The organism is Marinospirillum celere (assembly GCF_900112235.1).
GTDB lineage: Bacteria > Pseudomonadota > Gammaproteobacteria > Pseudomonadales > Halomonadaceae > Marinospirillum > Marinospirillum celere.
The window spans coordinates 333,953-356,040 of record NZ_FOLH01000002.1; the positions used below are offsets into that span (position 1 = coordinate 333,953).

The following is a 22,088-nucleotide window of genomic DNA, read 5'->3' on the forward strand; positions in this document are numbered from 1 at the left end:
AAGATGCCGCAAAGTTTAACTCTGGCTCTTTCCAAAGGGCGCATACTGGACGATACCCTGCCACTGCTTGCTGCTGCAGGAATTGAGCCTGCTGAAGACATCAAGAAAAGCCGCAAACTGGTTTTTGATACCAATTTGCCGGGTGTTCGTTTGCTGGTGATTCGTGCAACGGATGTACCCACCTATGTGGAGCTGGGTGCTGCTGACCTGGGTGTTTCCGGCAAGGATGTGCTGATGGAGCATGGTGAGGCAGGTATGTATGAACCCCTGGACCTGCAAATTGCCGGTTGCCGGCTAATGACTGCCCGAATTAAGGGTGCAGCTGTTCCTGAAGGACGGCGTCGTGTGGCCACCAAGTTTGTGGGGATTGCCAAGCAATGGTATGCCGAACAGGGTATCCAGGTGGATTTGATCAAGCTTTATGGGGGTATGGAGCTGGCACCCATTATGGGGCTTGCCGATGAAATTGTTGATATTGTGGATACCGGCAATACCCTGAGGGCCAATGGTCTTGAGCCCTGCGAACACATCGCCGATATTTCTTCTCGTTTGGTGGTGAATCAAGCTTCGATGAAAATGAAATACCGCCAAATACAGCCACTGCTGCAACGTCTTGAAAAAGCTGTTGCCGATGTCAATCAGAGAGTTGAATCATGAGTGAAGCCCTGGTCATTCGTAAATTAAAAGCTGGTGCCCCTGAATTTGATCGTCAGTTGGAAGAACTCTTGTCCTGGGAAGGTGTTTCCAGCAAAGAGGTACAGAATTCCGTAGACGAAATTATTCATCAGGTCCGGCAAGAGGGTGATCAGGCCCTGCTGGCCTTGACCCAAAAATTTGATCGTCACCCTGCAGAGTCCTTTGCTGAGTTGGAAATTTCACAGGACCAGCTTCGCGAAGCCTTTGAGAGCCTTGCTCCTGCCCGGCGTGATGCCCTGAAAGCAGCCGCTGAACGTATTACCCGTTACCATGAAAAGCAGCAGCAAGAATCCTGGCAATATCGTGAAGCGGATGGGACTCTGTTGGGGCAGCAAATCATGCCTTTGGACCGCGTCGGTGTGTATGTGCCCGGCGGTAAAGCGGCCTACCCTTCATCAGTATTGATGAATGTTCTGCCTGCAAAGGTGGCTGGGGTTAAAGAAATCATTATGGTCGCGCCTGCTCCCGAGGGTGAACTCAATCCCCTGGTCTTGGGTGCCGCTTGGCTTGCAGGGGCAACGCGTATGTTTGCTTTGGGTGGAGCCCAGGCCGTGGCTGCTTTGGCTTATGGAACCGAAAGCGTTCCTGCGGTTGATAAGATTGTTGGGCCCGGCAATATTTTTGTGGCGACCGCCAAGCGAGCGGTTTTTGGCAAGGTGGGTATCGATATGATTGCCGGTCCATCAGAAATTCTGGTGGTCTGCGATGGTCAAACCAACCCCGATTGGATTGCCATGGATCTCTTTTCTCAGGCTGAACATGATGAGGATGCCCAGTCGATTTTTGTCACCTGGGATCCTGCGTACCTGGAGCAGGTAGAGGCCAGTATTCAACGACTCTTACCTACCATGGAAAGAGCCGAAATCATTCGCACTTCGCTACAGGAGAGAGGCGCTCTGATTACTGTGGCTTCTGAGCAGGAAGCTCTGGAGATGATCAATCGGATAGCTCCTGAGCATTTGGAGCTTTCAGTTGAAGATCCGCAAAAATGGTTGCCCGAAATACGCCATGCTGGAGCCATTTTTATGGGTCGCTATACGGCTGAGGCGGTGGGTGATTACTGTGCTGGCCCTAACCATGTGCTGCCGACTTCAGGAACGGCTCGTTTTTCATCGCCCTTGGGTGTCTATGATTTTCAGAAGCGCTCATCCTTAATCTTCTGTTCACCTGAAGGAGCGAGTGAACTAGGCAAGATCGCAGGAGAGCTTGCTGATGGTGAGTCCTTGACGGCCCACGCCCGTTCTGCCCGCTATCGGGTCAAAGACTAGCGACGATTTTCCTGAGAAGGGCGTTGGCGAACCCGTGCACGAACTTCCCGGGTTTCGCCATCGCGTAGAATACCCAGTCTGGCTGTGCTGTCGGGACGCAAGCGGGCAATATAATTAATGGTATCCCGAGCAGTGGTGACCGGCTGGCCATTGATTTCCAGCAGCAAGTCCCCTGGCTGCAGGCCCGCTTGATGGGCAGGCCCATTGCGTTGCAGTCCAGCAACCAGAAGACCCTGAACCGTTTCCAGGTTTAAAGAGCTGGCCAATCCGGGAGTTAACTCCTGGACTTCTACGCCCAGCCAGCCGCGAATCACAAACCCTTCATTGATTAAATCTAACATGATTTCTCTGGCCAGATTCGATGGAATGGCAAAGCCTATACCCTGAGATCCGCCTGAGCGACTGAAAATGGCAGTGTTGATACCCAGCAGCTGTCCATAGGGGTTGATCAGAGCGCCGCCTGAGTTCCCTGGGTTGATAGCCGCATCCGTTTGAATAAAATCTTCGTAGGTGTTGATGCCCAGGCTACTGCGTCCCAAAGCACTGACAATGCCCTGGGTGACGGTTTGCCCCACACCAAAGGGGTTGCCTATTGCCAGGACGACATCACCCACTTCAAGCGTATCTGAAGAGGCCAAACTGATGGCCGGTAGATTATCCAGTTCGATTTTTAGGACGGCCAGGTCAGATTCAGCATCGCTGCCAATGATGCGCGCAAAGGTTTCACGTCCATCACGCAAGGCGACGCGGATTTCATCGGCATCCTGGACCACATGGTGATTAGTGAGCAGATAGCCTTCGCTACTGACCAGGACTCCCGAGCCCAAGCTGGATTGCATACGTTGTTGGCGCGGTAGGGTGTCATCACCAAAAAAATGTCTGAAAAAGGGGTCGTTCAGAAAAGGGTTCAACTGCTGTTGAATGACCTTGGTGGTATAGATGTTAACAACCGAGGGTGCTGCTTGACGGACCGCCTGGGCATAGGAAACCGGCCCTTGCTGACGCGGGATAAGCAAGGGTTCACTCGCCATAACTTCAGCCTGAACCTGGCTGCTACTTTGGGACTCACCTCCCTGACCGGCTAGTTCGGGAAAGACTTGGAGTAAGAGGAGTCCCAATAACAAGCCGGTTAGTAGTGGCCAAATGAGTGAGGGCTTCAGAAAACGCATCTGGGGTGGATCTCCGCCAAAAAAACCCAATAAGATTACTACAAATTTGTTCGCTTCGCTTGTATCTTGGGAAGAGTTATCAAATAACATCAATTGAGGATCAGTATGAGTGTTAAGTTAACCAGCCTGGTTGAGCGCCTTAATCAACTTTTAGAACCGACCAACTTTAAAGACTACTCACCCAATGGTTTGCAGGTTGAAGGGTGTTCTGAGGTTCGACGCCTGGTGACCGGAGTAACTGCTAGCCAAGCCCTGATTGATCAAGCTATCCAACGAAAAGCTGATGCTCTACTGGTTCATCATGGCTATTTCTGGAAAGGTGAGCCCGAGCCTTTGACGGGTATGAAAGGTCGCAGAATCAAAAGCTTGATGCAGGAAGGAATCAGTCTGCTTGCCTATCATCTGCCGTTGGATGCCCACCCCGAAGTGGGAAACAACACGCAATTGGCAAGGCTTCTGGGAATTGAAATCAAAGGCTTGATGGACTCGCCAAGCTGGCCTTTGGGTCAGCACGGTGAATTACCATCCGCTGTTTCCAGTGACGAGTTTAAAAAGTTGCTGGAACTTAAACTAAAGCGTAAACCTTTGCATATTGCTGGACACAGCAGGCCGCTGCGTACTTTTGCTTGGTGTACTGGCTCTGCTGAAGGCGGTATTTTTCGGGCAGCTGAACTGGGTGTTGATGCCTATATTAGCGGTGAAATTAGTGAAAAAACCGTTCATGAAGCGCGAGAGCTGGGGATTGATTATTTTGCTGCAGGTCACCATGCCACTGAGCGCTATGGTGTTAAAGCTTTGGGTGAGTGGGTTGCAGGTCAGACTTCGATAGAAGTGGAGTTTATTGATATTGATAACCCGGTATAAGGCCGGGTTATCGCTAATGAAGATTAGTTGCGCGGTGGCTCAAAGACTTCTGGTTTCAGTCCATAGTCTTCAGAAAGAGTGCCTCGACTCGTTCCAGCAGCATAATCACGTGGGGGTTCTACAGGCTTTTTCACTGGATCAGTCGGTGCATCCAGTTCCTCATTATCAGCTTCGCTTTCTGCTTGATTGGTTAAGCGCTTGATCACGCTTTCATCATCACAAAGGTGCTTGGCATCTTTGCGAACCTGATCTTGCATATCATCCAACTGCTTGCTGAGTGAAGCTAAGCCATCAGCGGTGCGGGAGAAGTGATCGTTCAGCCCCTCTCTTAGCTGGTTGACTTCCAGTTCCCGTTCGGTCAACTGGTGGCGGATTTTGATGCTATGCGCCACGTTGGCATTCATCAGGTGGTAAGCTAGCGCCCCCAAACCTGCACCAAGAATAAAAGCAGTAATAACAAAAACCCACTGGGTATCAGCGATATTCACAGGTCGCTCCTCAATAACGGCAAGGTGGTTACCTTGTTCTTTAGGGGCATTATATCGGTCTGCCCGGTCATCTGGTCAAGGCTTGCAGGCCTACAACTTAAGCAGGGTAGCCAGAGGTGGGGTTGGGAGATGGAGTAGGCCTAGCGTATAATCGCCGGATTTTTAGTTGGCAAGCAAAAGGTAAAAGTCCTATGACGCCGATGGAGCGCTATCAGGAAGACCTGAAACGGGATGATTTTAAGTCAGACCCGGCTCAGAAAATGGCTGTTGAACACCTACAGAGATTGCATGATGAGCTGATTGCACACAAGCCTGCGGCTGGTGGCTTTTTGTCGCGGCTAACCGGCAAGAAAAGCAAGCAGCCAGTGCGCGGCTTATATTTCTGGGGTGGCGTGGGTCGCGGCAAGACCTACTTGGTGGATACCTTCTTTGATACTCTGCCCTTCCAGGAAAAGCTGCGTACCCATTTTCACCGCTTTATGCAGCGGGTGCATGCTGAATTGAAAAAGCATGATGGCCAATCTGATCCCCTAAAGCTGGTTGCCAAGCAACTGGCAAGTGAGTTTCGGGTGCTCTGCCTGGATGAGTTTTTCGTCAAGGATATTACCGATGCGATGATCCTCGGTAACCTGATGGATGCCTTGTTCAGTGAAGGAGTCACGCTGGTGACGACGTCTAATATTGAGCCGGACGGACTCTATAAAGATGGCTTGCAGCGTGCTCGTTTTTTACCGGCAATCGATTTACTAAAAAAGTACACCCTGGTTGTCAATGTGGACAGTGGGGTGGACTACCGGCTTCGAGCTTTGAGTCAGGCCGAAATCTATCACTGGCCTCTGGATGCTGAAGCCGACCTGAGCCTTAACCGGAGCTTTGAAAGCGTGGTGATGGTTGAGGGCGAGAGAGACCTCAGTATCGATATTAATGGCCGTCCCATTAAAGCCAAACGTTGTCATGATCATGTCGCCTGGTTTGATTTTCATGAGCTGTGTGATGGGCCGCGTAGCCAGTACGACTACATTGAACTATCAAAAATTTTTCATACCGTGCTGCTTTCCAATGTGCCTCAGCTGGGCCGTGAAAAAGATGACCAAACCCGCCGTTTTATCAATCTGATTGATGAATTCTACGATCGCAACGTCAAGGTGATCATTTCTGCAGAAGTCGCCATTGATGAGATTTATACGGGTGGCAATCTTGCTTTTGAAATTGACCGTACCAAAAGTCGCTTGCTGGAAATGCAGTCCCACGAATATTTAGGGCGCGAGCACAAACCTTAACTTGTCATCAGGGTTGGTGGTGGGTTAGAATCCGCGCTCCTGAATTTCAGATGAGATTCAGGCAAGCCGTTGTCGTGGCCCTGGTGTCAGGCAACCCAATAAAAATAGGTAAAGATCAGTGCGATCTGGCACAAGTTCAGCTTGTATCCAAGTCGAGATGATCCTACTGAGGCAGTAGTAATGAAAACATTTTCAGCAAAACCGGAAAGCGTTAAGCGCGACTGGTATGTGGTTGATGCCACAGATAAAACCCTCGGTCGCCTGGCGACTGAAATCGCGCGTCGTCTGCGTGGTAAGCACAAGCCCGAATACACGCCTCACGTTGATACTGGTGACTACCTGGTTATCATCAATGCTGAGAAAGTCAAAGTGACTGGTAAAAAAGCTAAAGACAAGCTTTACTATCGTCACTCAGGTTTCCCTGGTGGCATCAAGCAGATGTCCTTTGAGAAACTTATTGACCATGCGCCTGAGCGTGTTCTTCAGGGTGCGGTCAAGGGCATGCTGCCCAAGGGCCCTCTGGGTCGCGCCATGCTGGCAAAACTCAAGGTCTATGCCGGAGCGGAGCATCCTCATGCCGCCCAGCAACCGCAAACTCTGAACATCTAACGGAAGGGTCGTCATGTCTGCTACTCAAAATTACGGCACCGGCCGTCGCAAAACTTCAACTGCTCGTGTTTTTATGAAGCCCGGCAGTGGTAAGATTTCAATTAATGGCTCCAGTCTGCAAGACTACTTTGGTCGCGAAACTTCACGCATGGTTGTGATGCAGCCGCTTGAGCTGACTAACAGTGTTGAGAAGTTTGATCTTCACATTACCGTTGCTGGTGGTGGTGCGAGTGGTCAAGCTGGGGCAATTCGCCACGGTATTACCCGTGCGCTGATGGATTACGATGAAAGCCTGCGTGGTGAATTGCGTGCGGCGGGTTATGTAACCCGTGATGCGCGTATGGTCGAGCGTAAGAAAGTGGGTCTGCGCAAAGCGCGTAAGCGTCCACAGTACTCCAAGCGTTAATCGACGGGCTGGCTTCTGGCCTCCCAAAAACGCCTGGCCACTGTTGGTTAGGCGTTTTTTTTTGCTGCGACAATAAGCCCTACCACTAATTCACTAGCAAGGATAAGCAGGGCTTTCTTGTTTTGGACGGCGCTTTTTTTTAATATTACATCTATTTAGAAAAGATTCGGGATACACTTGCGTTGCCTGAATAAACTATTTGTAGATGGGGAGAACCTTCAATGAGTAATGATGGCGTGAACAAGGGGCGGCGACGCTTCCTCGTTGGTGCGACATCCGTCGTAGGGGCGGTGGGCGCAGTCGGGGTGGCGGTACCTTTCGTTGCCTCCTGGAATCCCAGTGCCAGGGCGCGTGCTGCAGGTGCACCGGCCAGGGCTGATATTTCCAGGCTGGAGCCCGGACAACAGATGACCGTCGAATGGCGCGGTCGTCCTGTCTGGATCGTACACCGTACTGAAGAAATGCTGGCGAGCCTTGAGCAGCTAGAAGATAGGATTCGTGATCCTCAGTCTGATAGTCATAGTAGCGACATGCAGCCTGATTATGCGCGTAACCCACACCGCTCACGTAAGCGTGAGTTTTTGGTGGTGATTGGTATCTGTACCCACCTGGGGTGCTCTCCTACTTATCGCCCTGATGTGGCACCGAATGATCTGGGCTCTAATTGGCTGGGTGGTTTCTTCTGCCCTTGTCACGGTTCGCGCTTCGATCTTGCTGGCCGCGTTTATCGGAACCAGCCGGCACCCCGTAATCTTGAGGTGCCTCCCTATATGTTTGAGGACGACTACACCATCATTGTCGGTGTCGATGAGGAGAACGCCTAATGGGTAACCCGAATCGCGCTAAGGCTGAAAAAGGATTAATGCGGTGGATCGATGACCGCTTTCCCGCAACTCAGATGTGGGAAGATCACCTCAGCAAATACTATGCGCCTAAAAACTTTAACTTTTGGTATTTCTTTGGCTCGCTAGCCCTGTTGGTTCTGGTTAACCAGATCATTACCGGCATTTGGTTAACCATGAGTTACAACCCCTCTGCCGAGGGTGCCTTTGCTTCCATGGAATACATCATGCGTGATGTTGAATATGGTTGGCTGCTTCGTTATATGCATACCACTGGCGCTTCTGCGTTCTTCGTGGTTATCTATCTGCACATGCTGCGCGGCATGATGTACGGCTCCTACCAAAAACCACGTGAACTCATCTGGATTTTCGGTATGTGTCTGTATCTGGCCCTTATGGCTGAAGCCTTTATGGGTTACATGCTGCCTTGGGGACAAATGTCCTACTGGGGTGCCCAGGTTATCATTTCCCTGTTTGCTGCGATTCCGCTGATTGGTCCTGACCTGGCTCAGTGGGTACGTGGTGATTATCTGATTTCGGGTATTACTCTAAACCGTTTCTTTGCTTTGCACGTGGTTGCTCTGCCCATCGTTATTTTGGGTCTGGTCGTTCTGCACATTATTGCTCTGCATGAAGTGGGTTCTAACAACCCGGATGGTGTTGAAATAAAAGACAATCTGGATGAAAACGGCGTACCTAAAGATGGTATTCCTTTCCACCCTTACTACACCGTTAAAGACTTGGTGGGTGTGGCTGTCTTCCTATTTGTGTTTGCCATCGTGGTTTTCTATTTCCCAGAAATGGGTGGTTTCTTCATAGAACATCCGAACTTTATTCCGGCTGATCCACTGACAACACCGGATCACATTGCCCCTGTTTGGTACTTCACGCCCTTCTATGCCATCCTGCGCGCGATAACCTTCTCGCTCTTTGGTCTGGAAGCTGAATTCCTTGGTGTGGTCTTTATGGGTGCAGCGATCGCTATTCTTTTTGTACTGCCTTGGCTGGATCGTAGCCCTGTGCGCTCTATCCGCTACAAAGGCTGGATGAGTAAGCTTGCCTTGATACTCTTCTGCATCAGTTTTGTCGTGCTGGGTGTTTTGGGTGCTCTGCCTTCAACACCAATTCGGACAGTTGTTGCTCAGATTTGTACAGCGATCTACTTCTTGTACTTCATTCTGATGCCTTTCTACACCAGGATTGAGAAATGCAAAACTCCTCCAGAAAGGGTGACCGGCTAATGAAAAAACTATTACTGGCAATGATTATTGCGCTGGTGCCGGGCCTGGTTATGGCGGCACCTTCCGGTAAACTGGATTCCATGAAACCGGATCTCTATGATTTTGAATCCCTGCACAATGGGGCACGTCTTTTCGTGAACTATTGCATGGGTTGTCATACTGCTGAGCACCAGCGTTTTTCAAGGACTGCTGAAGATCTGGGTATTCCTCAGGATGTCATTGAGGAGAATCTGATTTTGAGTCCTCAGCTGGCTTACAATGATCACATGTTAAATGGTTTGACTCGTGAAGACGGTGCAGCCATGTTTGGTACGGCGCCTCCTGATCTGAGCTTGATTACCCGCTCACACGGTGCTGATTACATCTACAGCCTGCTGCGTGGTTACTATGTTGAGGAAGGCCGTCCTTTCGGTGTTAACAATACTGTTTTCGCCGATATCGGTATGCCTCATCCGCTGGTCCACCTCCAGGGTGAATATGAACTGATTTGTGATCCCAATGAAGTGGAAGTTAAAACCACTGATCCACTAAAGGGAACGGTGGCTGATCCACGTGACTGCTTTAGTGAAGTACGTGCAGGTAGCCTGTCTCCTGCTGAGTATGATCAGGCGGTTTATGATCTGACCAACTTCATGGTTTACGTCGCTGAGCCCAGCAAATACCAAAGTGACCGTCTGGGTCCCAAGGTGCTGGTGTTCATTTTTGTATTCTTCATTTTTGCTTACTTGCTGAAGAAAGAATACTGGCGTGACATTAAACACTGATTCTTTTGGGCAGCTCCTAGGGTTGCCTGCTCAGTGAACTTGGCAGAAAGCGTGCGGATGACCGTGCGCTTTTTGCTATTTCTGGTCCCAAGACGTTATAGTTATGGGCTACTTGTAGAGTGAGGAATTATCAATGGGCGTTGTCACCAAACGTTCTTCCATGACTTACTTTTCAGATGGAAGTGATCACTACAGCCATCGTGTACGTATAGTTTTGGCAGAGAAGGGCGTAACTGTTGATTTGCTGGACATCAACCCCAATAACAAACCAGAGGAGTTGGCTGATCTTAATCCTTACAATAGTTTGCCAACACTACTGGACAGGGATTTGGTGCTTTATGAATCCAAGGTCATGATGGAGTATTTGGATGAGCGTTTTCCTCATCCGCCCCTCTTGCCAGTCTACCCAGTTGCGCGCGCACAAAGCCGCCTTTGGCTGCATCGCATAGAGCGTGAATGGAGTCCGCTGGTTGATACTCTGGTTTCTGAAGAAGGAAAGAAAGCGGATAAAGCCCGAAAGGAATTGCGTGAGAGCATCATTGGGGTTGCCCCTATTTTCACTGACCGTCCATTTTTTATGAGTGATGAGTTCAGCTTGGTCGACTGCTGTGTACTGCCTATCTTGTGGCGTCTGCCGCACTTTGGTATTGAGTTGCCTGAAAAGCAGATTAAGCCCTTGATTGACTACATGGAAAGATCTTTTGACCGTGAAGGTTTTCTGGAAAGTCTTTCTGAAGCTGAAAAAGAAATGCGCTGAATTTAGAAGGTAAAATCTATGACAAGCTCTAGCCGTCCTTATTTGCTTCGTGGCCTCTATGAGTGGTTGTTGGACAACCATCTGACGCCGCATGTAATCATTGCGGCTGACTTGCCCGGTGTTGAGGTGCCGCGAGAACAGGTTCAGGAAGGTCAATTAGTATTGAATATTTCTGATACCGCAACTCGTGGCCTGGAAATTAGTAACGAGGCGCTGACTTTTAGTGCACGCTTTGGGGGTGTTCCCCGGCAGCTCTACATTCCTATGGAGGCTGTGGTTGCTATCTACGCTAGAGAGAATGGCGCTGGAATGGTCTTTGGTCAGGAGCCGGGAGTGGAGGAAGCCCTGGAGGAAGAGGAGGCTTCTAGTGAAAGCCCCTCTGCAGCCAGTGAGGAGGCCCCAGCTTCTGCTTCTAGGCAGGCCTCTCATTTGAAGGTGGTTAAATAAGGCTTAAGCGCCCCCAAAAAGCTGTTCATCAATCAGGTCGCAAAGGCAATGAATGACCAGTAGGTGTACTTCCTGGATTCTTGCTGTGACCTGGCTGGGAACACGAATTTCGCAGTCATCCGGCGTCAGGAGCGCTGCCATATCCCCGCCTTCCTTTCCGGTTAAGGCTACCACGCGCATTTCCCTTTCGTGAGCTGCTTGTATCGCCTGGATAACATTACCTGAATTACCGCTGGTGGAAATAGCCAGGAGGATATCGCCTGGCTGGCCCAGAGCGCGTATTTGCTTGGAAAAGACTTCGTTGAAACTATAGTCATTGGCAATTGAAGTCAGGGTTGAGGTGTCGGTGGTCAGGGCCATCGCTGGCAAGCTGGGTCGCTCACGCTCAAATCGGTTAAGCATTTCTGATGAAAAGTGTTGCGAGTCACCTGCTGAGCCGCCATTACCGCAAGCCAAGATCTTTCCTTCATTTAGTAGTGTTTCCACCATCATCTGGCTGGCAAAGGCAATCTGAGGGGGCAACACTTGGCTGGCTTCAGCTTTGGTGTCGATGCTTGCGTGAAAATGTTGGGTTATTCTTGCATTAAGATCCATAGTTACCAACCTGATTAAAAAGCATTTTTGATCCAGTTTTCACAGACTAGCTGCGCCTGCTGGTCATGAGTCATCGCCACTACATCAAAGCGGCAGGGAAGGGTGCTACCCACTTGTTGTAAATAGACTTGAGCGGCTCGTCTAAGTTTAAGTTGTTTTGCTGGCGTTACGCTGGCTGCTGCACCGCCAAAGTGGTTGTTTTTCCGAAAGCGTACCTCAACAAAGACCAGGGAGTCTCTATCCTGAAAGATCAGGTCGAGCTCCCCCAGTTTGCATAGAAAGTTGCGTTTCAGCAGTTTTAAGCCCTGTGCCTGCAAAAATTGGCAGGCGGCTTCTTCTGCTGCCTGTCCTTGGAGCTGTTTTTGTGTTGGCTTTTTAATCTCTTGCATCCTGCATTAGTCCAATATCAATTGATCAACCAGTTGTTGCTGTTCGAAAGCATTTTCAGGCAGTGGTTGAGGGCGTCCTGCTATAAATTGGGCCCATTGAAGTTCACGTTCAATTCTGCGGTGTTGATGACCCAGGCGTCCAGTTGCTCCGTCAAGGCGGGACTCAGGCAAGGCTTCCAAGAGTTCCATGCGTTGAGCAAGCAGATAGGCATCGACACCCATTGCATAGAGACGCCCATAGCGATTCATACTGCTCGGCCAGGCTTCGCGAATGCGCTTTTGCAATTCGTCTTCAGGGGCCAAATACCAGGTGATATCGGCAAAAGCAATTTCATTCATATCCCTGTCTTGCGAAGGATTGGGAGTGCCTGAATAGATAGAAGAAGTTGCCATTACCGGAAGGCCAGAAGCGAGAAGAAAGCTTAGGGCTGGTTTTACTTGGCGTCCAGTGGCTGTATTGGCGTGCAGGAAAAGAAAGTCACTGTCTTCACGGGGCCGGGCAACAAAATGGGGGCGCTGACCGAGAAGACGGGTTAGATTTTGGTGGCGTTGCTGGCTTAACTGAACTTCCAGTAGCTGACGTAATGCAGAATCCAGGCTACGTCCTTCGCCATACTGGCGGGTGTGGGTGATTTCACCACCCAGTTCTTCCCAGGCTTTTATAAAGCTGGCTTCCACACGAGTCCCCCAATCACCTTCAGGTGTCAGGCTTAGCGCTCGTCTAAAACCGCTTTGCCATGCCTTTTGAGCAACCTGGCGGGCTTCATTTTCAGCGGAGAGTCCAAACTGGAAAAGATCGCGGTTTGGGAATTCAGGATCATTGCCATAGTTTAGAGCCAGTGTGGGAAGGGGTAGGTTTGAACGCCGCTCCAGGAGATCAACGCGTGATTTGGCGAGGGGGCCGATGATCACTTCAACCTGATCTCTTTTGGCCTGTTGATAAAGCTCGTCCAAGCTGCCTGACTGGGTATCATAAAAGCTGATTTGGGGTTGAAACTGCCCCTCTTCACCGGCACGGATGTGCCGCGCAATCAACGCATTGCGTATGGCCTGGGCAGCTTCGGCAAGGGGCCCGGATGAGGGCAGGAAAACCCCCAGATGCTGAACCTGACGTCGGCTGAGTTCGGCGAGCAGCTCCAGGTCTTCAGGGAGATTTTGGCGAGCGGGATGGTTTGGCCAGCGCTCCGTCCAGTTATCCATTAGGCTTTGAAAGGCTTCAAAGTTTTCAGTGGTCTGCTGACGTACTTGGGCCAACTCTATCCAGCCTCTGAGCCCTGCTTGGCGTTCACGGCTGACTAGGTTGTTGAGCTGCTCACCACTCAGTTGGTTAAGTTGCTGCCAAAGGCGATTTTGAGCTTCTTCTTGTTTTTCAAGATTAGGTGCTATTAGGGTTTGGCTATAGCTTTGCTGAAGGGCCGCGACAAAGTGCCCAGTGATTTCAAAAGCCGCGGATCGATAACCAGCAAGCTGATATTCCTGCTCAAGCGATGTTTGCTCAAGACTTTGACTGATACGGTTAATTTGTCGTAGAGCCTGACGCCCATCATCCAGAGCCAGGGCATTTTCAGCGGCCAGGACCAAAAGCCGCCAGCGCTCCTCGGCAGGCAGCAGGTGCAACTGAATACTTTGCACCAGTTCCAGGCTCTGCTGATAGTTACCTTCCTGTGCTAGAATCTGAGCAGCTTCCAGCCTGAGTAGTTGTGCTTCAACTTCTGGGTCCTGGTGGCTAATAGCCAAGTCTTCGGCTTCTTCTGAAGGCTGGGGCGCAGTGGCACAGCCGACTAGAAGCATAAATACAACCAGAAGCAAAAGCATCGGACGATGAGCTGATAATTTGTTTAACACCCTGGATGATCCTTCGATAATGACCCGCAATAGCTCTCCGACTGTTCAGGCTCCACAGTCAGTTAATGAATCTGTTGAGCATACCAAAAAACAGGCCTGTTTGTACGTAGTGGCGACACCCATAGGCAACCTGGATGATATGACAGCCAGAGCCCTGACTATTTTACAGCAAGTTGATCGAATTGCAGCCGAAGATACGCGTTTAACTCAAAAGCTGCTACAGCATTTTGGTATCCAAAGCCCGCTGATATCCTTGCATGATCACAATGAAGAAGCTCGTAGTAAACAGCTGGTCAGTTTTCTTGAGCGAGGTGAAAGCCTGGCTTTGGTTTCTGATGCAGGCACGCCTCTGATTTCTGATCCTGGCTATTCGCTGGTTCGGCAGGTTAGAGCGGGAGGCTTTTCAGTGGTGCCCATTCCTGGTGTTAGTGCACTGATTGCGGCTTTGAGTGTAGCGGGCCTGCCGACCGACCGTTTTTACTTTGCTGGTTTTTTACCGGCCAAATCTCAGGCACGCAGCAAGCAGCTGGAAGAGTTGAAGCTGCAGCAGGGCACTCTGATTTTTTATGAATCCCCTCACCGCATCCTGGCGAGTCTGCAAACTATGGTGGATGTCTTGGGCGGTGAACGACCAGCGTGCCTGGCTCGGGAGATTACCAAGCGCTATGAGACTTTTCTTCATGCGCCCCTTGCTGAATTGTTGCAGCAGGTTCAGGCAGATAGTAATCAGCAGCGCGGAGAGCTGGTGGTGATGGTTGAAGGCTATCAGGGGGTGCAGGATGCCGAGGACTGGTCTGAAGCCTGTCGATGGCTGGGGGAATTGAAAAATGAAATGCCACCTTCGCGGGCCTGTGCCCTGGTCGCTAAAATGACTGGTGTTAAAAAGAAACCGCTGTATGCTTGGATGCTGGCGCAGGAAGCTGCAGGCAAGGCTTGAGCCGCATCGGGTTTGTCTATATCCTTGCGCTCGGAAGTCGGCCGGACAGTCGCTGCCGCTGCTTGCAGCGGGGGAGGAAAGTCCGGGCTCCAAAGGGCAGGGTGCCAGGTAACGCCTGGGGGGCGCAAGCCTACGGAAAGTGCCGCAGAAAATATACCGCCGATGGCCTTTCGAGGCACAGGTAAGGGTGAAAAGGTGCGGTAAGAGCGCACCGCGCGGGTGGCAACACACCGTGGCAGGGTAAACCCCACCTGGAGCAAGACCAAATAGGAACCCTAAAGGCGTGGCCCGCGTTGGGTTCGGGTAGGTTGCTTGAGCGCTGGAGTGATCCAGCGCCTAGAGGAATGGCTGTCCTCGACAGAACCCGGCTTATAGGCCGACTTCCCACTTTTTCTTAATACCGAGCCAACTATGTCAACCCATTCAGCGTCCGTTAACCCCCTTGCCTCAACCGATCATCAACACCTTACGGTGTTATTACAGGAAGCCGTTGCTGCCTGGTGTTCTGATCCTTCAGGGGTGTATGTGGATGGCACTTTTGGTCGGGGTGGTCACAGTCGTCTGCTGTTGGAAAAGCTGGACTCGAAAGGTCGCTTGATTGGTATCGATAAGGATCCTCGGGCCTTGGCGGCTGGCCGTCAGTTGGCAGCCGAGGATTCACGCTTTTCCATCCATCATGCTTCCTTTGCTGATTTGCCTCTCTGCCTTGAAGAGGCAGGGATCAGCCAGGGTCTGCAGGGCATCTTGCTGGATTTAGGCGTTTCCTCGCCGCAGTTGGATGATCCTGAACGTGGCTTCAGTTTTATGCAGGATGGCCCTCTGGATATGCGTATGGATACCAGTCAAGGTCTAAGCGCTGCAGACTGGCTGGCAACAGCAAAAGAGGCTGAGATAAGCGATGTTCTGTTTCATTATGGTGAAGAGCGTCATGCCAGGCGGATGGCCAGGGCTTTGATTCGTGCCCGTGAAGAAGCACCGATTACCCGAACCGGCCAATTGGCTGAAATCATCAAAGCCGCCAATCCGAGCTGGGAAAAACACAAGCATCCTGCAACCCGTGCCTTTCAGGGTATACGCATCCATATCAACCAAGAATTGAAAGACCTGGAGCGCTTGTTGAGCCAGGCCCTGGATCTTTTGGCACCCGGTGGCCGTTTGGTGGTGATTAGTTTTCACTCGCTGGAAGATCGAATGGTTAAGCGTTTTATCCGCGATGCCGCAAAGGGAGACAGCCATTTGCCACCTGGAGTCCCCTTTAGGGAAGATGAACTTAAACGTCGCCTGAAACCTCTTGGAAAAGCCGTGAAAGCCAGTGCAGAAGAGGTTAAACTCAATCCACGTGCACGTAGTGCAGTGATGCGAGCTGCTGAAAAACTGCCAGAGGTTCCTTGAGGTGTCCCAGCTTTTACCTTTTCGCCCACTTATTCGGGAAGGGATACAGCTTCTCAAAAACACCAGTTGGCCTGTCAGAATACTGGCCCTGGTGCTGGTTTTGCTGGTTATTAGTGCCCATCTGCTGGTCCAGGTAACCCATGAGGCTCGGTCGCAACAGGTACGCTTGCAGACCTTGGAAGGAGAGAGGGATGCGCTTCAAGTTGAGTGGGGAAGGCTCTTGCTGGAAGAGAGCGTACTGGTTACACCGGTGAGGCTGGAGCAGCTGGCTAGTGAACACTTTCAGCTCCGCTTACCGGAAACTTCCGATCTGGACATCAGGGTTATTCAGTGAACAAGGACTCAGGGGTACAGCTTCAGGCAGCCGCAGCCTGGAGAATCAGGATAGTCTGGCTGGTATTGGCCGCCCTGCTCTTGGTTGTAGTCGGCCGTTTGGTACAGCTGCATCTTTTTGAGAGCGAATTTCTTAAACGCCAAGGTGATGTGCGAACACTGCGGGTGGAGCCAATTCCCGCTTACCGGGGCATGATCACCGACCGTCATGGCGAACCCCTGGCGGTTAGCTCACCTGTTGCCACCCTCTGGATCAATCCTCAGCAGTTTCCTGCAGATGCAGAAGTGATTCGTCAGGTGGCTGAGCGTCTGAATATTTCTTCGCTGCAACTAACCAGGCGCTTACAGCGTTTTGCCTCCAGAGAGTTTATGTACCTGCAGCGCCAAGTGACTCCTGATTTGGCGGAAGCTGTCCTAAGCCTGCAAATTCCCGGACTCTATGCGCTGGATGAATATAAGCGCTACTATCCCAGTGGTGAGGTGGCAGCTCACTTGGTAGGGTTTACCAATGTTGATGAGCAGGGGCAGGAAGGCCTGGAGTTGGCCTGGAATCACTGGCTGGAAGCCACCCCAGGTCGCAAACGCGTTTTAAAAGACCTCCGGGGCCGAACGATTAGAAATCTGGCAACCTTGAATCCGCCCCAGCCCGGTCAGGTTCTTGAGTTGAGCCTGGATTTACGCCTTCAGTATCTGGCTTACCGCGAACTGAAAGCTGCAGTGGAGCAGCATCAAGCAGTTTCCGGCAGCCTGGTGTTGCTGGACGCCAAAACCGGTGAAGTTTTGGCGATGGTCAACCAGCCCTCCTATAACCCGAATAACCGGGCAAATTTAAACCCTTCCGGCATCCGTAACCGTGCTCTGGTTGATCTCATAGAACCTGGGTCGGTCATTAAGCCCTTTAGCATTGCCATTGCTTTGCAATCGGGCGTTTTTGATGTGGATGACAGGATAGATACTTCGCCTGGTGTGATGCGCCTGGCTGGACAAACCATACGTGACTTTAGAAACTATGGTGAATTGTCACTGGCGGGTATTCTGACCCATTCCAGCAACATAGGGGTCTCTCGGATGGTGCTGGAACTGCCTGATGAAATGCTTATCAATTATTATGATTCCTTGGGTTTTGGTCGGGCAACAGGAACCGGTTTTCCTGGTGAAGCTTCGGGTGTCTTGCCCGGCAGTTTTAATATCAGCCGAATCAAACGAGCAACGCTTTCCTATGGCTATGGGCTATCTATGAGTTTGGGGCAGCTGGCCCAGGCTTACATGGTTTTAGCCGACCAGGGGCGTCTGCATCCGCTTTCCCTGCTAAAAGTGCATGAGCCTTCCAGTACCCAGATTTTTGATCCTGAAGTCACCCGCCAGGTTGTGGCAATGATGGAAAGAGCAACCGAACCGGGAGGAACCGGCAGGCGGGCTGCCATTCCCGGTTATCGGGTTGCTGGTAAGACAGGAACGGTCCATAAACTGGGTGCCCAGGGTTATGGGTCCGGCGACTATTTGGCCACTTTTGCCGGTATAGCACCGGCCAGTAACCCCAGATTGGTTGCAGTGGTCATGATTGATAGTCCCAAGGGGCAGGAATATTTTGGTGGCGAAGTGGCGGCTCCCGTATTTAGCCGTGTAGTGGGCCATGCCCTGCGTATTCTGGATGTGCCACCAGATAATACGGACCCCTTGCAGAATTCAAGTGTCAATGGAGAGAACTGAAGATGAGTGAGCTGAAGCTCTCTGTGAGAATCCAGCCTTTAACCTGCTGGTCGGCTATCTGGCCCCAGCTCCAGGGTTTTTCCGAAAAACTTCCCAAAATTGAGCATTTAACAGCCGATAGCCGCAGAGTTAAGGCAGGCAGCGTATTTTTTGCTCTGCAGGGAGTCACTCAATCAGGGATGGATTATCTTCAGGTGGCCAGAGATAAGGGAGCCAGCCTTTTGGTTAACCAAGGCCCCCTGGCTTTGACTCGCCTGCAAGCGGATACCTGGCAACTGACTCTACCGGACCTGCAAAAACATCTCGGCCAGCTATTGGCAGTCTCGACTGGCAGAGACTATGCCGCGCTGAACACGACTGCCATTACGGGTACCAATGGCAAGTCCTCAGTGGCTCATTTTCTGGCGCAACTACGTCAGCAGCTCGGCCAAAAAGTGGCCTTGGTGGGCACCCTGGGCTATGGCCCTTTGGATGCTTTGCAACCAGCAAGCCATACGACCCCTGATTTATTGCGTATGCATCAGCTTTACCAGGATTGGATGGATCAGGGTATAGAACAGGTCTGCCTGGAAGCTTCTTCCCATGCACTGGATCAGGGACGTTTGGATGCTTTACCGATCAGCACTGGTGTACTCACTAACCTGACCCGTGACCATCTGGATTATCACCAGACCCTGGAAGCCTACGCAGCAGCAAAAAGCCGGTTGTTTTCCCGCCCTGAGCTGCAAACCAGAGTGATCAATCTGGATGATGCTCTATTGGGCGAAAAGCTGGTGGCCAGTTCCTCAGTAGCTAAAACCCTGACCTTTAGCCTGAAAAAACCGGAAGCTGATCTTTTTCTCGCGCACTATACCTACTCGGATCAAGGGTTTGAGGCCAGCTTGGTTTGGCAGCAACAAAGCTATGTTTTGCACTTGCCTCTTCTAGGACGTTTTAATTTAGCCAATGTGTTGGCGGCCTTAGCTGTTTTGTTGAGTGAAGGACACTCACTTGAGCAACTGCTTCCTGCTTTAACCCAGTTACAACCGGTGACTGGGCGTATGGAGCAGCTTCGCTTCCCGGAAACGGCGGCTTCTCGGACTCTTCCTCGAGTGGTTGTTGATTACGCCCATACCCCTGATGCTTTGGAGCAGGCCCTGGCTTCTTTGCGCCCCCATACTCAGGGTTTGCTGTTTTGTGTGTTTGGTTGCGGTGGTGATCGTGATCAGGGTAAGCGCCCACTGATGGCTAAAGTGGCGAGAGAGGGAGCGGATCGACTGGTCATTACCGATGACAATCCGCGTAACGAAGATCCAGCCCAAATACGCCAGCAACTCCTCAGCGAAGCACCGGATGCAAAAGAAATTGCTGATCGTAAAGAAGCACTAAGTTGGGCCCTGACCGAGGCTAAAGCCGGAGATCTGGTGTTAATTGCCGGTAAGGGGCATGAGGACTATCAGGAAATTGCCGGACAGCGCCTGCCTTTTTCTGATCAAGAGGTTGCCAGAACACTTCTGCAGGAGCGGCTCAAGTCATGATGCAAAGCCTAACATTGGATTTCCTGGCCGGGTTGCTTGACGGTCAAATCAGAGGGGCGCAGGAAAACACTTTTTGCCGGGTGGTGACAGATACCCGGCAAACTAGCGATCAGGCTTTATTTGTTGCCTTGCAGGGCCCTCGTTTTGATGGACATGATTTTATCGCTGCGGCCAGGGAAGCTGGTGCCAGTGCCGCCCTGGTTGAGCGCTGGGTGGACGACCCCTTGCCCCAGGTTAAGGTGGCTTCCAGTTTGCAGGCTTTGGGGCAATTGGCTGCCTGGAATAGGCAGGCTTTTAAAGGGCCCGTGGTAGGTGTAACTGGTAATAGCGGTAAAACAACAGTTAAAGAAATGTTGGCTGCCATGCTGCGTTTGGATCGAGGCTCAGTACTGGCAACGCCGGGTAACCTGAATAATGCGATAGGCCTACCTTTAACCCTGTTAAGCCTGGAGCCTCAGCACCAGGCAGCGGTCATTGAACTGGGGGCTAACCACCTGGGAGAAATTGATTATCTGGCATCTTTAACCCGGCCTGATTTGGGTGTGATCACCAATGTCACCGGAGCCCATCTGGGTGAGTTTGGCAGCCTTGAAGCCATTGCCCAGGCGAAGGGGGAGTTGCTGGCCTGGCTACCCAATGATGGCGTGAGTGTCTTGAATGCGGAAGATGTGTTTTTTGATTTCTGGCGAAAGCAAAGTCTTTGTCCTATAACAAGCTTTGGTATTCGGCAGGGGGATGTCCGGGCTGAAGACCTGCACACAGATGCTTTGGGCAACAGCCAGTTTACGGCTGTGACTCCCTGGGGGAGGCAAGTTGTTCACCTAGCGTTACCTGGGCGACACAATCTGTCGAATGCTCTGGCAAGTATGGCCCTGGCGGGTCACCTGGGTATCGTGTTAGAAGTTCAGGCTCAGGCCCTTGCTGAAATGCAGTCAGTAAAAGGCCGGTTACAGAGAATCAACGCTTATGGTGATGCCCTTCTGCTAGATGATAGTTACAATGCCAGTCCCGGTGCAGTAAAGTCTGCGATAGACCTGCTCGCCAGCTTGCCGGGTAAGCGTTTACTAGCATTGGGGGCTTTGGCGGAGCTGGGTGATGCCAGTGCGGCCATCCACAGTCAGTTGGGAGGCTATGCGCGGGAGCAAAAGCTGGATGGGCTCTATGTTCTGGCCGGAGCCGCTGAGGCTGCTGCCAGCGCTTTTGGACAAGAGGCCAGGGTGTTTGCTGATCATTCGGCCTTGGCCGAGGCCTTGAAACCTCACTTGGATAGGGAAACCTGTTTGTTGGTGAAGGGGTCGCGTAGTGCTCGCATGGATCTACTGGTGACTTTGCTGCGTAAGGAAGAAACAGGGGCGTAAAGCGGTCAGGAAGCAGTTGATGCCTTTTTTCAAGGCACTTAGAGGCTTCCTGGTGGTTTTATTTTGTTAAAACACTCAAAGAAAAGATAACCCTTCATGTTGCTCTGGCTAACTCAATATCTTGCCCAATATTTTGCTGTTTTTGATGTTTTTAATTACCTGACGCTGAGAAGCATTCTGGGCGTTTTGACGTCTTTGGCTTTTTCCCTTTTGCTGGGGCCTTGGGTTATAGGACGTTTGACCAGCCGCCAAATCGGACAAGCAGTGCGTGATGATGGCCCGGAAAGCCATTTATCCAAGGCTGGTACGCCAACCATGGGTGGGGCACTGATTCTTTTATCCATCGCTTTAAGTACCCTGCTCTGGTCTGATTTGAGCAATCGTTTTGTGTGGATTGTTTTAGGAGTTACCCTGAGTTTTGGTGCCATCGGCTGGGTTGATGACTGGCGTAAAGTCGTTGAAAAGAATCCTCGCGGCCTGCCTGCACGCTGGAAGTATTTCTGGCAGTCCATTGTGGGCTTCCTGGCGGCCTATTTGTTGTTTTCCACCGCTCAGGTGCCTGCTGAAACCCAGCTGATTTTCCCCTTCTTTAAAGAATACACTCTTGAGCTGGGCGTGTTTTTTATTCTGCTGACCTACCTGGTGATTGTTGGTTCCAGTAATGCGGTTAACTTAACAGATGGTTTGGATGGGTTGGCGATTTTGCCAACAGTTATGGTTGCCGGCGCCTTGGGTATTTTTGCTTATGCAGCGGGTAACGTGAACTTTGCTAACTATCTGCTGATTCCTTTCGTGCCTGGCTCCGGTGAGTTGGTGGTTTTTTGTGCAGCCATTATCGGCGCTGGTCTAGGCTTTCTCTGGTTTAACACCTATCCCGCTCAGGTATTTATGGGTGATGTAGGGGCTCTGGCCTTGGGTGCTGCCCTGGGTGTGGTTGCGGTGATAGTGCGCCAGGAAATTGTGCTTTTTATCATGGGCGGGATTTTTGTTGCCGAAACCCTATCGGTTATTTTGCAGGTGGCATCCTACAAGTTAACTGGGCGGCGGGTTTTTCGGATGGCCCCGTTGCATCACCATTTTGAACTGAAGGGCTGGCCAGAGCCTCGGGTAATCGTGCGCTTTTGGATTATCACCGTAGTGCTGGTACTGATTGGCCTATCAACACTGAAACTGCGTTAATTG

General features: G+C 51.2%; 23 protein-coding genes and 1 other RNA gene. 19 read left to right on the plus strand and 5 right to left on the minus strand.

Translation table 11 applies throughout. The features are described 5' to 3' along the window. Positions 1 to 3 precede the first annotated feature (3 nt). The gene (gene hisG, locus BM185_RS06150) at positions 4 to 657 is read left to right on the plus strand and encodes an ATP phosphoribosyltransferase (RefSeq protein WP_091960827.1); all 654 of its coding nucleotides are present in this window, start codon (positions 4 to 6) and stop codon (positions 655 to 657) included. Next, positions 654 to 1,964, plus strand: a complete 1,311-nt coding sequence (gene hisD / locus BM185_RS06155) for a histidinol dehydrogenase (protein WP_091960830.1) — start codon at positions 654 to 656, stop codon at positions 1,962 to 1,964. The genes hisG and hisD overlap by 4 nt, the downstream gene beginning before the upstream one ends. Here hisD and BM185_RS06160 read toward each other — a convergent pair. Beyond that, positions 1,961 to 3,133 (minus strand): Do family serine endopeptidase, encoded by a 1,173-nt coding sequence (locus BM185_RS06160; protein WP_091961344.1) that lies wholly within the window; start codon positions 3,131 to 3,133, stop codon positions 1,961 to 1,963. The genes hisD and BM185_RS06160 overlap by 4 nt on opposite strands. 105 nt (positions 3,134 to 3,238) lie before the next feature. Here BM185_RS06160 and BM185_RS06165 point away from each other — a divergent pair, with 105 nt between their 5' ends. Next, the gene (locus BM185_RS06165; RefSeq protein ID WP_091960833.1) at positions 3,239 to 3,997 is read left to right on the plus strand and encodes a Nif3-like dinuclear metal center hexameric protein; all 759 of its coding nucleotides are present in this window, start codon (positions 3,239 to 3,241) and stop codon (positions 3,995 to 3,997) included. A 23-nt stretch (positions 3,998 to 4,020) separates the two neighbouring features. Here BM185_RS06165 and BM185_RS06170 read toward each other — a convergent pair whose 3' ends face one another. Continuing rightward, a complete protein-coding gene (locus BM185_RS06170; protein WP_177203489.1) occupies positions 4,021 to 4,485 on the minus strand; it encodes a Z-ring associated ZapG family protein in 465 nt (154 codons plus the stop codon). Between the two features lie 191 nt (positions 4,486 to 4,676). Here BM185_RS06170 and zapE point away from each other — a divergent pair, with 191 nt between their 5' ends. The 8 genes from zapE (at position 4,677) to BM185_RS06210 (ending at position 10,831) form a co-directional block, all read left to right on the plus strand. Beyond that, positions 4,677 to 5,765: a cell division protein ZapE gene (gene zapE, locus BM185_RS06175; protein ID WP_091960839.1), complete on the plus strand. Its 1,089-nt coding sequence runs from the start codon at positions 4,677 to 4,679 to the stop codon at positions 5,763 to 5,765. Positions 5,766 to 5,945: 180 nt separating this feature from the next. Continuing rightward, a complete protein-coding gene (rplM, locus tag BM185_RS06180; RefSeq protein ID WP_091960842.1) occupies positions 5,946 to 6,374 on the plus strand; it encodes a 50S ribosomal protein L13 in 429 nt (142 codons plus the stop codon). 13 nt (positions 6,375 to 6,387) lie between these two features. Next, positions 6,388 to 6,780: a 30S ribosomal protein S9 gene (rpsI, locus tag BM185_RS06185; protein WP_091960845.1), complete on the plus strand. Its 393-nt coding sequence runs from the start codon at positions 6,388 to 6,390 to the stop codon at positions 6,778 to 6,780. A 221-nt stretch (positions 6,781 to 7,001) separates the two neighbouring features. Then, complete coding sequence (petA, locus tag BM185_RS06190; protein WP_091960848.1) at positions 7,002 to 7,604, plus strand: ubiquinol-cytochrome c reductase iron-sulfur subunit; 603 nt, start codon at positions 7,002 to 7,004, stop codon at positions 7,602 to 7,604. Next, positions 7,604 to 8,863 carry a cytochrome b gene (locus tag BM185_RS06195; RefSeq protein ID WP_091960851.1) on the plus strand — a complete coding sequence of 420 codons (1,260 nt, stop codon included), beginning with the start codon at positions 7,604 to 7,606 and terminating at the stop codon, positions 8,861 to 8,863. The genes petA and BM185_RS06195 overlap by 1 nt, the downstream gene beginning before the upstream one ends. Next, a complete protein-coding gene (locus tag BM185_RS06200; protein ID WP_091960854.1) occupies positions 8,863 to 9,627 on the plus strand; it encodes a cytochrome c1 in 765 nt (254 codons plus the stop codon). Before BM185_RS06195 ends, BM185_RS06200 begins: the two co-directional genes overlap by 1 nt. Positions 9,628 to 9,760: 133 nt before the next feature. Then, positions 9,761 to 10,384 carry a glutathione S-transferase N-terminal domain-containing protein gene (locus tag BM185_RS06205; protein ID WP_091960856.1) on the plus strand — a complete coding sequence of 208 codons (624 nt, stop codon included), beginning with the start codon at positions 9,761 to 9,763 and terminating at the stop codon, positions 10,382 to 10,384. A gap of 18 nt (positions 10,385 to 10,402) precedes the next feature. Beyond that, positions 10,403 to 10,831 (plus strand): ClpXP protease specificity-enhancing factor, encoded by a 429-nt coding sequence (locus BM185_RS06210; RefSeq protein WP_091960859.1) that lies wholly within the window; start codon positions 10,403 to 10,405, stop codon positions 10,829 to 10,831. Positions 10,832 to 10,834: 3 nt separating this feature from the next. Here the strand turns inward: BM185_RS06210 and BM185_RS06215 are convergent, their stop codons facing one another. Genes BM185_RS06215 through BM185_RS06225 form a run of 3 tightly spaced genes read right to left on the minus strand, consistent with a single transcriptional unit; the run spans position 10,835 to position 13,605 of the window. Beyond that, positions 10,835 to 11,425 (minus strand): phosphoheptose isomerase, encoded by a 591-nt coding sequence (locus tag BM185_RS06215; protein WP_091960862.1) that lies wholly within the window; start codon positions 11,423 to 11,425, stop codon positions 10,835 to 10,837. A 14-nt stretch (positions 11,426 to 11,439) separates the two neighbouring features. Further along, entirely contained in the window at positions 11,440 to 11,814 is a 375-nt protein-coding gene (locus BM185_RS06220; RefSeq protein ID WP_091960868.1) for a YraN family protein, read from the minus strand. 6 nt (positions 11,815 to 11,820) lie between these two features. Further along, entirely contained in the window at positions 11,821 to 13,605 is a 1,785-nt protein-coding gene (locus tag BM185_RS06225) for a penicillin-binding protein activator (protein WP_177203490.1), read from the minus strand. A 73-nt stretch (positions 13,606 to 13,678) separates the two neighbouring features. Here BM185_RS06225 and rsmI point away from each other — a divergent pair, with 73 nt between their 5' ends. From rsmI to mraY, 8 genes are all read left to right on the plus strand, one after another. Then, positions 13,679 to 14,596 (plus strand): 16S rRNA (cytidine(1402)-2'-O)-methyltransferase, encoded by a 918-nt coding sequence (gene rsmI / locus BM185_RS06230; protein ID WP_091960873.1) that lies wholly within the window; start codon positions 13,679 to 13,681, stop codon positions 14,594 to 14,596. Positions 14,597 to 14,629: 33 nt separating this feature from the next. Continuing rightward, positions 14,630 to 14,984: RNase P RNA component class A (gene rnpB / locus BM185_RS06235), an RNA gene on the plus strand. A 23-nt stretch (positions 14,985 to 15,007) separates the two neighbouring features. Further along, entirely contained in the window at positions 15,008 to 15,988 is a 981-nt protein-coding gene (gene rsmH, locus BM185_RS06240) for a 16S rRNA (cytosine(1402)-N(4))-methyltransferase RsmH (protein ID WP_091960876.1), read from the plus strand. A gap of 1 nt (position 15,989) precedes the next feature. Then, entirely contained in the window at positions 15,990 to 16,322 is a 333-nt protein-coding gene (gene ftsL, locus BM185_RS06245) for a cell division protein FtsL (protein WP_177203491.1), read from the plus strand. Beyond that, positions 16,319 to 18,031 carry a peptidoglycan D,D-transpeptidase FtsI family protein gene (locus BM185_RS06250; protein ID WP_091960882.1) on the plus strand — a complete coding sequence of 571 codons (1,713 nt, stop codon included), beginning with the start codon at positions 16,319 to 16,321 and terminating at the stop codon, positions 18,029 to 18,031. The genes ftsL and BM185_RS06250 overlap by 4 nt, the downstream gene beginning before the upstream one ends. Before the next feature lie 2 nt (positions 18,032 to 18,033). Continuing rightward, positions 18,034 to 19,548: a UDP-N-acetylmuramoyl-L-alanyl-D-glutamate--2,6-diaminopimelate ligase gene (locus BM185_RS06255; RefSeq protein WP_091960884.1), complete on the plus strand. Its 1,515-nt coding sequence runs from the start codon at positions 18,034 to 18,036 to the stop codon at positions 19,546 to 19,548. Next, a complete protein-coding gene (locus tag BM185_RS06260; RefSeq protein ID WP_091960887.1) occupies positions 19,545 to 20,906 on the plus strand; it encodes a UDP-N-acetylmuramoyl-tripeptide--D-alanyl-D-alanine ligase in 1,362 nt (453 codons plus the stop codon). The genes BM185_RS06255 and BM185_RS06260 overlap by 4 nt, the downstream gene beginning before the upstream one ends. A 96-nt stretch (positions 20,907 to 21,002) precedes the next feature. Further along, complete coding sequence (gene mraY, locus BM185_RS06265; RefSeq protein WP_091960891.1) at positions 21,003 to 22,085, plus strand: phospho-N-acetylmuramoyl-pentapeptide-transferase; 1,083 nt, start codon at positions 21,003 to 21,005, stop codon at positions 22,083 to 22,085. Positions 22,086 to 22,088 lie beyond the last annotated feature (3 nt).